Raw genomic sequence first — 12,480 nt, forward strand, 5'->3', positions numbered from 1 at the left:
TTCAATCCTTTTCAACCGCCGTGGATCCGATTCTGCAGATCTCTCCACACTTTCTTGTTGCTGTATTCCCGCTTCGAACTGATATCCTCGCCGAACCAGTCGGGGGCTTCAAAAGCTTCCGCAGCTTCGAGCGATTCGAACTCCACCTCCGCTACGGTAAGATTGAGCTGTTCGTAGCGGTCGATTTCGACCGTGAAGCCGTTCCACTCGCCGGTCGTGCGCGTCTTGGTCAGCGGGACGGCACCCGAAGCTTGAAACAGCTGCTCGTAAATGCTGGCCGTAATCGAATATTCGATCTCTTCGCGGCTCATGCCGTTGCCCTGTTTGAACGTATGCGTATGTTCCACTTCTCCCGTATCGACATCGACCAGCCGCCGCACCCGGACTTCCTGCTGCTCGTCCAGCGCCAGATACGTCTGCTCGATTTTCTGCTCCGAACGCCGGATAAAAGCACCTTCTGCAATTAGTTCTTCCGGTTTGCGGCCCAGCAAAAATTTACGTTCGATTTCCATGCCCATCTTGGCGGTCCCTCCTTCATTTCTCCGTTCTCTTTCCAATTATACCCCGAAAGATTGCGGTGCCGAAAGCGATGCCCGGGAAACTGCACACAAAAAAAGCGCGTCTCGCACGCGCTTATCCAGATGGACGGAAATCCTCCGATCACAGACCTGCCTTGCTCCTTTTTCAACGGTCTGCTTCAGCCGCTTTTGCGGCGGTCATATTCATTTAGCCAATCGTCAAGCTTCCGGGATTGAACCAGCACCCTTTCATCCAGAAAACCGTACCGGTCCGCAAGCTGATACAAAATCCGCCGCTGGTGCTCCATCTCGTTCTGGATCTCTTCCTTGTTCATCTGCACGCCCTCCCGCGCGAATTCATGTTACCTTTAAAATCGGTAAACCGACAGCTTCCCGAAATAGAATTCCCATATTTTATATCAAATTATTTACGGAAAACTATTGAGAAAATGGCTTAACATGCCGAAAAAGAATAACGGAAGCTGCTGCACGGTATAAAAAAAAGCCGTTATTCGGCTAATTGTAACAAGCTCAAACGGCTTTGTCCTGTATTCGTTACATTTTTGTCATTTATGTTTCATTTTTAGACACTTCGCATCATCTGGTCCAAGAACTTTGTAATAGGGGTTTGACAAATCAGCAGGCGGTAGGGTAGAGTATCAATAGTTACAAAATATTAATAAATGCCGAATTTCTTTGCAAGAAAACGGGGGAACCATGTCGGGTGAATTATTCTTGTTCCAGAGGGAGTATAGGGAAATTCCTACCACCGAACCCTTAGCTAACTCCGTAGGCATCAGGGGGAAAAATTTTTGAAGAAGCTAGTCATTTCCGTATTGGGAGCAGCCATCGTACTTACGTCAGGGGCAGCAAGTACATATGCCGCCAGCTCCGCACCGATCAATGCCGCAGTCAGTCAAGTCTCGGGAACGCCTTACAAATATGGCGGTACTACCACATCAGGTTTCGATTGTTCCGGATTTACCAGATACATCTTCAAGAAATTCGGCGTTACCTTGGCACGCACAGCGGCAAGCCAAGCTCAGCAGGGCTCGACCATTTCGAAGTCCAACCTTCGGGTAGGCGATCTGGTCTTCTTCAATACGACAGGCCGCGGGATTTCGCACGTAGGTTTCTATGTAGGCAACGGCAAATTCGCCAACTCTTCGAGCAGCAAGGGCGTTAGCGTAGCAAGCCTGTCCAATTCGTATTGGGCCAACCGTTATGTCACCGCCAAGCGCGTTACAAGCGATTGGACGTACGAGCAGATGGTGAACAGATGATTTTCTTCGTATTTTCCCTGCATCTCTTACATCGCAAATAAAGACTTTCCATTTACCCGTTCCTTCCGGCGCACGAGCCGGGGAACGGGTTTCATCGTTTCCGGGAACTTTTCCGTGAATACGTATACCCTATAGACGAACGTGCCTTCAGTTTGGTTGCATAAATCCAAAACTTTTTTCGGTTTTGCCGAATTCGACTTTTTTTGTTATAGTGGACCCATCTTTTCAAATGAGGTGACCTGGAGAATGTTCTGCCGCATCGTTCGAAGTAACTAGGAATCGGGCCGGATCAAAACGCGTACCGGCTATCAAGGGGGCAGTCTGCCCGTTTGATCGTACTTCCCCGGCTGCTCGAGACGATGCTGCGCGGAACCTTCTCTTTTTGCTGCGCGCAGCTTTCCACCCAATTTGGAAGGCGGTTTTTTTGTGCTGAAAATGTGCGTGTCCCTGTTCAAAAAACAAATTCTGCTGTATGTGCTGCTCGGCTTCTCCCTGCAGTTTGCTTCCGCCTACGGCATTCATACATTCCAGCGTCTGATCGACGCGATCCCCTCCTCTTCGGGTCTCGGGGAACTGGGCGGATTATTGGCTCTGTACGGCATTCTGCTCGCCGGCTCCGCCCTGCTCAACTATCTGTCGGAATATCCCGGGACGGCACTGCCGCGGGGAATAACCGAAAAGCTCAAGCTGCTCGCCTTGTCCCGCATCTCGAACATGGATTATCAGGCTTATCGCAATCTCGGTACAGGCGAACTGATCCAGAGCATCGACAGCGGAGCCCGGGCCGGTTCCGGGATCGTCTACGGTTTTTACCTGCGGATCCTGCACGAACTGCTGCCGGCGATGCTGTTCAGCCTGCTTTTCATCGGTTTTTACAGTCCGCGTATCATGCTCGTCGTCGCGGCCGGTTATGCAGTCGTTTTCCTCCTGAGCCGCCTGCTGCTGCGCTTCCTCTATTCGATCAAGGAATCGCTGCTGGCGAGCCAGGAGAGCTTGTCCCGCTATTCCGTCCGCGGTTTTATGGAACTGGTCGTATTCCGGCTGAACCGCCGTTACGACAGCGAGATCCGCAAACTGACGGGCACCGCCGAAGAAATCGTACGCAAAAATGTGCAGATCCGTATGGTGCACGAATCTTTTTTTGCCGGATTCGAACTGCTGGTCATTGCGATCAAAATCGTTGTACTGGCCTTGGGCATCCGGGAAGCGGCGTCCGGCGAATCGACGATCGGGGTCGTGCTGGCCCTGCTTCTGCTGATCGACAAAGTGTATACGCCGATTGCGATCTTCAACGTCGTCTATGTGGATTACAAACTCGACCGTTTGGCTTATGACCGTTTCGAACGACAGCTGAACGCGCCGGAAGATCGCAATCTCAGCAGCGGCCGGCAGGTAACACAGCTGCGGGGCGAGATCGATTTTGAAGAGGTGGCTTTCGGATACAGCGGCGGCCAGTCTGCCCTGCTGCGAAGCGTTTCCTTCTCTCTGCCGGCCGGCTCGTCGACGGCGATCGTCGGTTTGAGCGGCAGCGGCAAATCGACCCTGGTCAAGCTGATGCTCGGCCTGCTGAAAAAAGACTCGGGACGGCTGCTGATCGACGGTACCGAAATCGACGAACTGTGCCTGGACAGTCTGTACGCCCGCACCTCGTATATCTCGCAGGACGCTCCGATCTTCGACGATACGCTGCGGGGCAATCTGGTATTCGACGATGAAGCGGACGACGGGCGGCTGCTCCGTATTTTGGAAGAGGTCATGCTCGGCGACAAAATGCGCAGTCTGCCGGGCGGGCTCGATACTCCGGTCGGCGAACGCGGCATGAAGCTGTCCGGCGGCGAGAAGCAGCGTCTGGCCTTCGCCCGTGTGCTGGCGCAGAGCCGGGATCTGGTCGTGCTGGACGAACCGGTCTCGGCGCTCGACAATATGACGGAGCGGCGGATCATGGAGACGATGCTGGAGCGATTCCGGGGACGTACGCTGATTATCGTCGCCCACCGCCTGCACGCCATTCGCAGCGTGGATCGTATCCTCCTGATGCGCGGCGGCGAGCTGGTCGACCAGGGGAATTTCGACGAACTGCTGGCGCGCAGCGGCTATTTCCGGGAGCTGTGGAGCAAGGACGGGAAGGTTCAGACACACGGATGAATTCCCGGGAAACTGCCGGTAGAGCATAAGGTTTATAAATAAAAAGCGGTTCCCCTCGTATTGAACGAGCGGGAACCGCTTTTTGGGTTAGGGTTCTTCGGGCTATTCTCCGACTTCGAACAAATTGCCGAATTCGGCGTTTCGTTTGGGGTTTTCCCGAATGATCCATCGTTTAAAAGAAGTGAACGGAGAAGTCTTCTGCAAACTGTATCCGATCTTGCGTCTCAAGCTTTGCATTTCTTCTTCGTCTCCGTGCTTCTTCGCTTCCATGTAGCTGCGCAGCTGCTGCTGGAACTGATAAATTTCCGCATCGAGTTTTGATGTTAGACTCTCTGCTTCTTTGGTCTTCATCGGAGTTGTACCGTTGTAGATGGCATGAAGCAATTCCGCAGTCTGCCTAGTTCTTTCATCTGCTCTATTGGCGACAACCTCGACTTCGGACATTGGAAAAGAATCGAGCTTAAGCTTGATACGATCTTCTACCTCATCGGTTTTGACCGTACAATTCAAAATATTATCATATTTATCCGACTTCATATTGTTGCAGTGCGGACAGGCCAAGAATAGATTATTCCAATCGAACTTGAGATTCACATCGTCGCGATGGGGAATCCGATGTTCAATATTTATCGAAGTCAGCTTATCCTGTTCGCAGAGATAGCATTTATTTTTAAAATCGTCCACCAGTCGATCCAGCACATCCTGTTGCCTGTAGGTTCCTGAACGTTTTAATTTCTCGGAAACAAGTGAAGCGGGAGCCGGCTGTGATTTTTCGAAAAAGATCAAAGCTGCTCACTCTCCCGATCCAGTTCCAACTGATCGAACTTGATTTTGACTTCAGGAGCCATGTTATAAGGGATGCTGTCCAGATACATGCGGAGCTGATCCAACGCAAGTTCTTCCTGAACGTTCAGCTCCCTTTTTTCTGACAATGCGATATACTCGTTCATTTTCTGTTTGATTTCCTCGGAGTACTGCTCCGCCCCGAAATATTTTTCGACAATGCTCTCATAGGAATACGCGGAAAAGTCCTCCATCACCGTCCGGTTTTCCAGATCGCAAATCACGGTATCGCCAATCGAATTCAGCACGAACGGCGAATGTGTGGTCACGATAAATTGAAGCTTGGGAAAAAGAGCCGTCAAAAACGGCAGAATCTTCTTCTGCAGGCTGACATGCAGATGGGTCTCGATCTCGTCGATCAGCACGACTCCTTGAAGATCATAGGAACTGACTTCGTTCTTCTCCATGCGCATGATGAGTTCGGACACGATCTCCAGATAAGCGGTATGGCCGGCGGAAAGCACCGTAGAATCGAAGGGTTCGCGCTTGCCTTCGAGTCTGAGCACAAAATTGAGATTGCGGGAATCGAATTCCAATTTCAGCTGCTCGTCTTCAAATAGATTGCGCAATTGCTCTTGCAGTCTGTCAAACCAACCTTGGATCCGATCCGCCTCCGCCAGATCTCCGCCCGTCATCGAAAAAGCCTGCTGCGTTTTCAGATACACCAGATATTGAAGAAACTTGTCAGCAGCCCTTTCGCTGGGGGCATAGGCGTCCTTAAAATCAATTTTGGCAATTGCATCGGGTATTTTCATGGAAAGCTGGCGGTTCGCTCCGAAAAAGGCGAGAATGAAACGGCCGGATTGAGCTTCGGCGACAAGGTTACTTATCGAAGAGAAATGCAGGCTTATTTTTGAATACTTTTCCAGATAGTCTTTATTGATGGCGATACTTTGTTCAAATATCTTTATTTTCCGTTCTATTTCTATTCTCTCAGAATCCCGTGTCGTGAAAGGGATTTTCTGCTTAATTTGTTCAAGCTCTTGCTCGAGCCTTTCTTTTGTAGACCTCCAATTAATAAACTCTAGAGAATCGCCAGAATAAATCCCTTCCAATTGTTTTTTGATCTCTTCCAGAACCGAAGTCTTCCCGCTGCCGTTTCTCCCCGTAATCAGAAGGTGTTTCCGTTTATCTGTGGACAATCTAATCTTAAAATCCTCTATGTGACGTACTTTTTCAATCTCAATGTCGGTAATAAAATAATTCATTCTCGCACCCCGTCAAAAAATTATAGTCTTCCCGTGTGCTTACTTCCTACATTATACCTTCCGATCCAGGGTAAATTCTTTTTCATTTCCGTGTATTCATAAAAAAGCGGCATTCCCATTATCGGAATGCCGCTCTTGCTTCTATTCGGTTGCCTATTACTCCGCGCCCAAAGCTTCCGCCGCCCGCTTCAGACTATCGCGCGTCCATTCGGGTACATCGGAGCGTCCCAGCGCTTCCTCCGTCGTCAGCCACAAGATCTCCGCCACCTCGTCCGGGCTTGCCGCGTAGGCTTCGCCTTCGGCCCAGCGGCAGGCGAAAACGACATTGACCACCGGCGCGCCCCGGTCCGTCACAAAAGACGTACTGTGCGCGTACACCATGACGTCTTCAACGGCGAGGCCGACTTCCTCCGAAATCTCGCGCCGCAGCGTCGACTCCAGCACAGCCGAAGCCGCTCCTTGCGCTTCGACTTTGCCGCCGACCAGGGCAAGCGTCCCGGCCGCATGTTCTTCGGCCGCTCCCCGGCGGATCAGCAGCCAGCGTCCGTCTTTGCGGATTGCCCCTTCCACATTCACGATAAACATGTCTGCTCCTCCTTTTCTGTATACACCTACACGCTATACGCCGCGAATCCCGCGCGCGTAATGCACGAAGCTCACCCGCTGTCCGCCTAATTCGTAATCCGATTCTTCGATTCGGACCTGGACAAACCCGCCGCTCTCCGAGATGACGCGCGAAGCGGGATTGGACAGGGTTGTCTTGGCGTATAACCGCTTCAACCCGGCTTCCTTCGCTTCGTCGATCAGCAGCATCAACGTACGCTTGGCCAGCCCATGCCCCGTCCAGGCTTCTCCGATCCGGTAGCCGACTTCCGCCGTCCCTTCGATCCGGTCGATGTCGTTCAGATTCGCACGCCCGACAATACGTCCAAGCTCGTCTTGAACCAGGTAAAACCGCGCCAGATCTTCTGCTTGCTCAGACAGCAGTTCCCGATGCCGCTCCGCAAATCCGGCAGGCTGATAATAATCGTCTCCGCGGCCGGGAACGGAACGTTCGAAGTAAGCCCTGTTCTCCGTTTCGAACCGCAGCAGTGCTTCTTCATCCTGCGGCTCCAGCCGCTTCAATTGAATCGTCTTCATAAGAATTGTTCCTTTCCCGCCTGCGATTTCTCCAGCGATCTTCGCCCTTTCCTTCATTATAACGGAAAGCCTGCAGGCCTGACGAACTTCTCCCGCCCGTCCGGCTGTGCAGGATTCCGATCCGGCGTCCGCTTCTATATGCACATACAAAAGAAGCCCCCGGCGCTGCACGGCCGGGGGCTTGCTGTCAGATTTTGAAACGGTCCACAATGGCCGCGAGCGAACCGGCCATGTCTCTCAAGCGGATCGACGTGCCTTCCATCTCGGACATCGAAGCGGCTTGTTCTTCGCTCATCGCGGAGACCTCTTCGGTGAGGGCGGCCATTTCTTCCGTTACCCGCGTAATTTCCGTAACGGACTGACCGACGCTCTGCGATCCGGCCGACATCTGTTCGACGGCTGCGGCAACTTCCACCACCTGTCCGCTGAGCGAGTTGACGCGCTCCACGATCGCTTCAAAAGCGCTGCCCGCGTCACCGAGCGAAGCGACGCCGTGATCGACGCTGCCGGAGCTGGCTTCGACGAGTTCGACGATATCGCGAATTCCGCCCGTCATCGCCGTAATAATCCGGCTGACTTCCTGCGTCGAGCGGGAAGACTGATCGGCGAGTTTGCGGATTTCGGACGCGACCACGCTGAAACCGAGCCCGTGCTCGCCGGCGCGCGCCGCTTCGATCGCGGCATTCAGGGCGAGCAGATTGGTCTGGCTGGATGTTTCGGAAATATACCCCGTGATCGACAAAACTTCATTCGAACGTTCCGCAAGCTCCGATACGCTGCCGCGAATCGTCAGGAAAGCATCGGCAACGCTTTGAACTTCGGCGACGCTTCTCTTGATGCGCCGTTCGCCGTCGGCGGCTACGCCGCGCGTTTCCTTGGCCAGATCGGCTACATCGGAAGTCGCTTCGGCTACCTGCTCCAGACCGGTAATCGTCTGCTGCATGACCGCCGAGATATCTTCCGTCTGCGAGACCTGACGCTCCGACCCTTCCGCTACGCGCTGGATGGACACGGTCACTTCCTTGACTGCGCGGGAATTCTCCCGGGCTCCCTGCTGCAGAACGGAGGACGCGCCGAGCAGCTGCTCCGTATTGCCTTTCAGATCGCGGATCATATCCTGGAGGCTGGCCAGCAGCAGGTTCGTTGCATCGCCGAGATCCTTGATTTCGTCATTGCTGCGGGCTTCGATTCGCTTCGTCAGATCTCCGCCGGAGGACGCGATCTCGCGGATCGTTCCGGTGACGGTTCTCAAATTGCGGGAAATCCGCGAAGAGATAAATGTCGCCAGCAGTAGAGCAGAGACGATTACCGCAATCAACAGAATAAGCAGCATCGTTTTTAACGATTGGTTGCTGCCATGCAAATTGTCCACCCGTTGAACGGTCAGTTCTTTTTCCGTATCGACAAAGATCTTAACGGTTTCCCGGAAAGCATCCATATCCTGTTTGCCCGGATCTTCCACGAAGAACCGGTCCAGCCCGGCGGTATCTCCCGCCCGCTTCATCGCAATCGTAGCCTCGCCGGCTACCTGAATCCAGTCTTCGACTTTTGCTTTGAGTTGATCCAGTTTCTCCTGCTGCGCCGGATTGTCGGAAACCAATTCGTACAGCACGTTATAATGGTCGATCCATTCCGCTTTGCCCGTGTTATACGGATCGAGGTACTTGTCTTCCCCCGTAATAATGAATCCGCGCTGACCCGTCTCCATATCGATTACGTCTTTCTCGATCTGATTGATGCGGTCGTGCACATCCATGTCATGGCCCGCTATAAAGTTCATCTCATCTTCCAATTTATCGAGCTGGCCTCGAACGATCAGAATGGCGGCTGCCAATGCGACAATAACAAACAAATACCCGACTCCGATCTTGGCTCCGATATTGAACCTGAACTTCTTCATTTCGTTCTGCACGCTCCCCGTTGTAAATTGCACCCATGAAGTGGACCTGTTTTCCAGTCTTTTTTTTATCGGAAAGAAAAGACGTAAATTAAAGCTTCCTTTCCTTCAGTTATTCAAAATAATTTTTTGGGGGCCGGCGAAACGATTTTATTTTAAAAAACCCCGCTTTTCGATAACGTTTTATATTCACTGGCGCTTTGCCCGGGTAAAAGATAAAGCGGTTACAAATCCGTGCATCCATTTCTACATACCTAGGAGGCCTACATGTTCAAGAGTCGCTTCAAGCCCGCTTTTGCCGTACTGCTCGCTGCCGTACTTCTGCTGGCCCTGCTTCCCGCAGGCGCAGGAAATGCTTCCGCAGCCGAGAATCCGCCGAAGAGCAAGATGCAGACCTATGTCGACAATATGCAGCCCGGCTGGAACCTCGGCAACACGCTGGATTCCGTCGGAGCCGACGAGACCGCTTGGGGCAACCCCCGCGTTACGCGCGAGCTGATCAAGCAGATCTCCCGCCAGGGCTTCAACAGCATCCGGATTCCGGTGACCTGGGACAACCATATCGGACCCGCACCGGATTACAAGATCGATCCCGCCTACCTCGACCGCGTTGCGGAAGTCGTTGGCTGGGCCCGGTCGGAAAATCTGTACGTGATGATCAACGTTCACCACGATTCGTGGCTGTGGATCAGCAAAATGGAGAAAGATCACGATCAGACGCTGGCCCGGTATAATGCCATCTGGGAACAGGTCGCCGATCGCTTCAAGAACGAATCCGACAAACTTTCGTTCGAGAGCGTCAATGAACCGCGCTTCACGGACGGCGGGACAACGGATGAAGCGAAAGCCCAGGAAATGCTGGACGAGCTGAATCTCTCGTTCCACGAAATTGTGCGCAGCTCGGGCGGCAAGAACGGGGTCCGGCCGCTTGTCCTGCCGACGCTTGAAACTTCGCCGTCGCAGGAGCGCATGAACGAATTGTACAAGACGTTCGAACAGCTCAAAGACGACAAGAACCTGATCGCGACCGTGCATTACTACGGGTACTGGCCGTTCAGCGTGAATATTGCCGGTACGACGACTTTCGACGAAACGACCCAAAAAGATATCACGCAGACTTTCGATAATGTCTACGAGACCTTTACGGCACGCGGGATTCCGGTCATCGTAGGCGAATACGGCCTGCTTGGTTTCGACAAAAACACCAACACGATCGAACAGGGAGAGAAGCTCAAATTCTTCGAATTCCTGACGTATTATTTGAAAGAGAAACATATCGCGACCATGCTGTGGGATAACGGACAGCACTTCAGCCGCACCCTGTACAAATGGTCGGATCCGGAACTATATGAAATCATCCGCTCCGGGCAGAAGCAGCGTTCTTCCGTCGCCGAATCCGATTTGATTCAGCTGCGCCAGGGTGAGGCCGTGACCGACGAGACGGTTCATCTTCAACTGAACGGCAACAAATTCACATCGCTCAAAGCGGACGGCCAACGTCTGACGCGCAATCAGGATTACACCCTGAGCGGTGAGACCCTGACAATCAAAAAAGCGACCTTGGACCGTCTGACCGCTTCCGGCAAACTTGGCGTCAATGCCGTGCTGACCGCCGGGTTCACCAAAGGTCCGGACTGGAACTTCTATCTGACCGTACACAAGACGCCGGTGCTGAGCGCGGCAGAAGGTACCACAGCCGACTTCTCGATCCCTACGGCCTGGAACGGCGACAAACTGGCGACGATGGAAGCCGTCTATGGGTCGGGCGGCAATGCCGGTCCGAATGACTGGACTTCGTTCAAGGAATTCGAATCGACCTTCAGCCCCGACTATAAGGATGGCCGAATCGTTCTGCGTCCGGCCCTGCTCGACACGCTGCGCGATGGCGAAGCCGTCAAGCTTACGCTCCACTTCTGGAGCGGCGACAAACTGACGTATACCGTTACCAAGAACGGAACGGCCGTCAGCGGACAACCGGCCCAGTAATCGGGATTAACAGGAATTGATCGCAGGAAAAGCCGGAGCACGATCCCGACTCTTGCCGCGGTCTGCCTTGGAGCCGCCCGACACCCGTATACCGGTGTCAGGCGGCTTTCTTTTTTTGCAGGCAGCAGACAGCTTTTCCTTTTTGTCTTATGATAAAACGAGAACCGGCACCCAGAACCCACACCTTCGATTCCCGTCCCGGCAGCGCTTCTCTTTGCGAGGATCGTTCGCGGGGAACGGACCAGCCCGGGAGGAACTTTTCTTATGACAGATCCCAGATTACAGCAGCTCGCCCGTACCGTCGTGCATTATTCCGCAAACGTACAGCCTGGTGAAAAGGTACTGATTCGGGCGCTGGACGTGCATGATGCCGATATTCTCGCTCCTTTTATCGACGAAATCCATGCAGCCGGCGGTCACGCCTTTCTCGATTTCAGCGATTACGCGGTGAACCGCCGCATGATGCTCGGCGGCACCGAAGAGCAGTTTCGGCTCGACGCGGCGCTCAAACTGGAACAAATGAAACAGATGGACGCCGTCGTGCTGGTTCTCGGCGAAAACAATGTGTCCGAATATGCCGATATCCCGGCCGCCAAACGCGATGCCTACCGCAAATGGTACAAGCCGATCACCGACGAACAAACCAAGAAAAAATGGATTTTGTTCAATTATCCGACCAAAGCCTATGCGCAGCTGGCGGAAATGAGTACCGAAGCGTATACGCAGTTTCTGTATGACACGTGCACGATGGATTACAGCCGGATGTCGGCCGCGATGGACCCGCTGACCGAACGGTTGGGAGCCGCCAAGCGGGTGCGTATCGTCGCTCCGGGTACGGATCTGTCCTTCTCCGTGGCCGGCATCCCCGCCGTCAAATGCGACGGCAAAGTCAATCTGCCCGACGGCGAAGTGTATACGGCGCCGGTTCGCGATTCCGTGGAAGGAACCATCTCGTTCAACAGCCGCGCATCCTACCTGGGACAGAACTTCGGCAGCGTCTCGTTCACTTTTGAACAAGGACGCGTCGTCTCCTGCCGCAGCGACAATAACGCCAAGTTGAACGAACTGCTCGATACCGACGAAGGCTCGCGGTACGTCGGAGAATTCGCGATCGGCACCAATCCTCACGTGAACCGGATCATGAACGATATCGGCTTCGACGAAAAGATTAACGGCAGTATCCATATCGCGCTCGGACAAGCTTACAAGAATGCGGACAACGGCAATGTCTCCGATATTCACTGGGACATCGTGCTGCTGCTCAAGAAAGAATTCGGCGGCGGCGAGATTTATTTCGACGATGTGCTGATCAGCAAAGACGGACGGTTCACCGCCGACGATCTGCTCGGATTGAATCCGGAGAATCTCGCTTGAAGGCGGGCCCTACGAGGCCCGTCTTTTTCGATCTCCGATTTTTATATGATTTTATGACCGATCATAAGGGTGTTTTCAAAATATCC

At 53.3% G+C, this 12,480-nt stretch carries 11 protein-coding genes and 1 riboswitch; of the genes, 4 read left to right on the forward strand and 7 right to left on the reverse strand.

Annotation, left to right across the window (positions count from 1 at the left end; all coding sequences use genetic code 11):
• Positions 1-11: 11 nt before the first annotated feature.
• Both HOP44_RS12690 and HOP44_RS12695 read right to left on the reverse strand, forming a co-directional pair.
• Positions 12-518: a CYTH domain-containing protein gene (locus tag HOP44_RS12690; protein ID WP_172253881.1), complete on the reverse strand. Its 507-nt coding sequence runs from the start codon at positions 516-518 to the stop codon at positions 12-14.
• A 179-nt stretch (positions 519-697) separates the two neighbouring features.
• Complete coding sequence (locus HOP44_RS12695) at positions 698-853, reverse strand: aspartyl-phosphate phosphatase Spo0E family protein (RefSeq protein WP_172253883.1); 156 nt, start codon at positions 851-853, stop codon at positions 698-700.
• A 339-nt stretch (positions 854-1,192) separates the two neighbouring features.
• Positions 1,193-1,329: riboswitch (cyclic di-AMP (ydaO/yuaA leader) on the forward strand.
• 1 nt (position 1,330) lies between these two features.
• Between HOP44_RS12695 and HOP44_RS12700 the strand changes: the two genes are divergently transcribed.
• Together HOP44_RS12700 and HOP44_RS12705 are read left to right on the forward strand one after the other, a co-directional pair.
• A complete protein-coding gene (locus HOP44_RS12700) occupies positions 1,331-1,801 on the forward strand; it encodes a C40 family peptidase (RefSeq protein ID WP_172253885.1) in 471 nt (156 codons plus the stop codon).
• Between the two features lie 435 nt (positions 1,802-2,236).
• Positions 2,237-3,946 carry an ABC transporter ATP-binding protein gene (locus HOP44_RS12705; protein ID WP_216667587.1) on the forward strand — a complete coding sequence of 570 codons (1,710 nt, stop codon included), beginning with the start codon at positions 2,237-2,239 and terminating at the stop codon, positions 3,944-3,946.
• Positions 3,947-4,048: 102 nt separating this feature from the next.
• On the opposite strand, the gene HOP44_RS12710 is transcribed toward HOP44_RS12705, so the two are convergent.
• From HOP44_RS12710 to HOP44_RS12730, 5 genes are all read right to left on the reverse strand, one after another.
• A complete protein-coding gene (locus tag HOP44_RS12710; protein WP_172253889.1) occupies positions 4,049-4,732 on the reverse strand; it encodes an HNH endonuclease signature motif containing protein in 684 nt (227 codons plus the stop codon).
• Positions 4,729-5,997: an AAA family ATPase gene (locus tag HOP44_RS12715; RefSeq protein WP_172253891.1), complete on the reverse strand. Its 1,269-nt coding sequence runs from the start codon at positions 5,995-5,997 to the stop codon at positions 4,729-4,731. Before HOP44_RS12715 ends, HOP44_RS12710 begins: the two co-directional genes overlap by 4 nt.
• Before the next feature lie 156 nt (positions 5,998-6,153).
• On the reverse strand, positions 6,154-6,582 hold the full coding sequence (locus HOP44_RS12720; RefSeq protein ID WP_172253893.1) for an NUDIX domain-containing protein: 429 nt from the start codon (positions 6,580-6,582) through the stop codon (positions 6,154-6,156).
• Positions 6,583-6,615: 33 nt separating this feature from the next.
• Positions 6,616-7,137, reverse strand: coding sequence for a GNAT family N-acetyltransferase (locus tag HOP44_RS12725; RefSeq protein ID WP_172253895.1), 522 nt, complete (start codon positions 7,135-7,137; stop codon positions 6,616-6,618).
• A 187-nt stretch (positions 7,138-7,324) separates the two neighbouring features.
• On the reverse strand, positions 7,325-9,037 hold the full coding sequence (locus HOP44_RS12730) for a methyl-accepting chemotaxis protein (RefSeq protein WP_172253897.1): 1,713 nt from the start codon (positions 9,035-9,037) through the stop codon (positions 7,325-7,327).
• Positions 9,038-9,301: 264 nt separating this feature from the next.
• Here HOP44_RS12730 and HOP44_RS12735 point away from each other — a divergent pair, with 264 nt between their 5' ends.
• Both HOP44_RS12735 and HOP44_RS12740 read left to right on the forward strand, forming a co-directional pair.
• The gene (locus HOP44_RS12735; RefSeq protein WP_172253899.1) at positions 9,302-11,020 is read left to right on the forward strand and encodes a cellulase family glycosylhydrolase; all 1,719 of its coding nucleotides are present in this window, start codon (positions 9,302-9,304) and stop codon (positions 11,018-11,020) included.
• 264 nt (positions 11,021-11,284) lie between these two features.
• The gene (locus HOP44_RS12740; protein ID WP_172253901.1) at positions 11,285-12,394 is read left to right on the forward strand and encodes an aminopeptidase; all 1,110 of its coding nucleotides are present in this window, start codon (positions 11,285-11,287) and stop codon (positions 12,392-12,394) included.
• The last annotated feature ends 86 nt before the right edge of the window (positions 12,395-12,480 follow it).

The sequence above is a fragment of the Saccharibacillus deserti genome (genome assembly GCF_013618475.1).
In the GTDB taxonomy this organism is placed as follows: domain Bacteria; phylum Bacillota; class Bacilli; order Paenibacillales; family Paenibacillaceae; genus Saccharibacillus; species Saccharibacillus deserti.

What these genes read in the sequence shown, in the direction of transcription:
- HOP44_RS12690 (WP_172253881.1), bottom strand. Translation starts at nt 518, where the DNA reads ATGGGCATGGAAATCGAACGTAAATTTTTGCTGGGCCGCAAACCGGAA.
- HOP44_RS12695 (WP_172253883.1), bottom strand. Translation starts at nt 853, where the DNA reads ATGAACAAGGAAGAGATCCAGAACGAGATGGAGCACCAGCGGCGGATT.
- HOP44_RS12705 (WP_216667587.1), top strand. Translation starts at nt 2,237, where the DNA reads ATGTGCGTGTCCCTGTTCAAAAAACAAATTCTGCTGTATGTGCTGCTC.
- HOP44_RS12715 (WP_172253891.1), bottom strand. Translation starts at nt 5,997, where the DNA reads ATGAATTATTTTATTACCGACATTGAGATTGAAAAAGTACGTCACATA.
- HOP44_RS12720 (WP_172253893.1), bottom strand. Translation starts at nt 6,582, where the DNA reads ATGTTTATCGTGAATGTGGAAGGGGCAATCCGCAAAGACGGACGCTGG.
- HOP44_RS12725 (WP_172253895.1), bottom strand. Translation starts at nt 7,137, where the DNA reads ATGAAGACGATTCAATTGAAGCGGCTGGAGCCGCAGGATGAAGAAGCA.
- HOP44_RS12730 (WP_172253897.1), bottom strand. Translation starts at nt 9,037, where the DNA reads ATGAAGAAGTTCAGGTTCAATATCGGAGCCAAGATCGGAGTCGGGTAT.
- HOP44_RS12735 (WP_172253899.1), top strand. Translation starts at nt 9,302, where the DNA reads ATGTTCAAGAGTCGCTTCAAGCCCGCTTTTGCCGTACTGCTCGCTGCC.
- HOP44_RS12740 (WP_172253901.1), top strand. Translation starts at nt 11,285, where the DNA reads ATGACAGATCCCAGATTACAGCAGCTCGCCCGTACCGTCGTGCATTAT.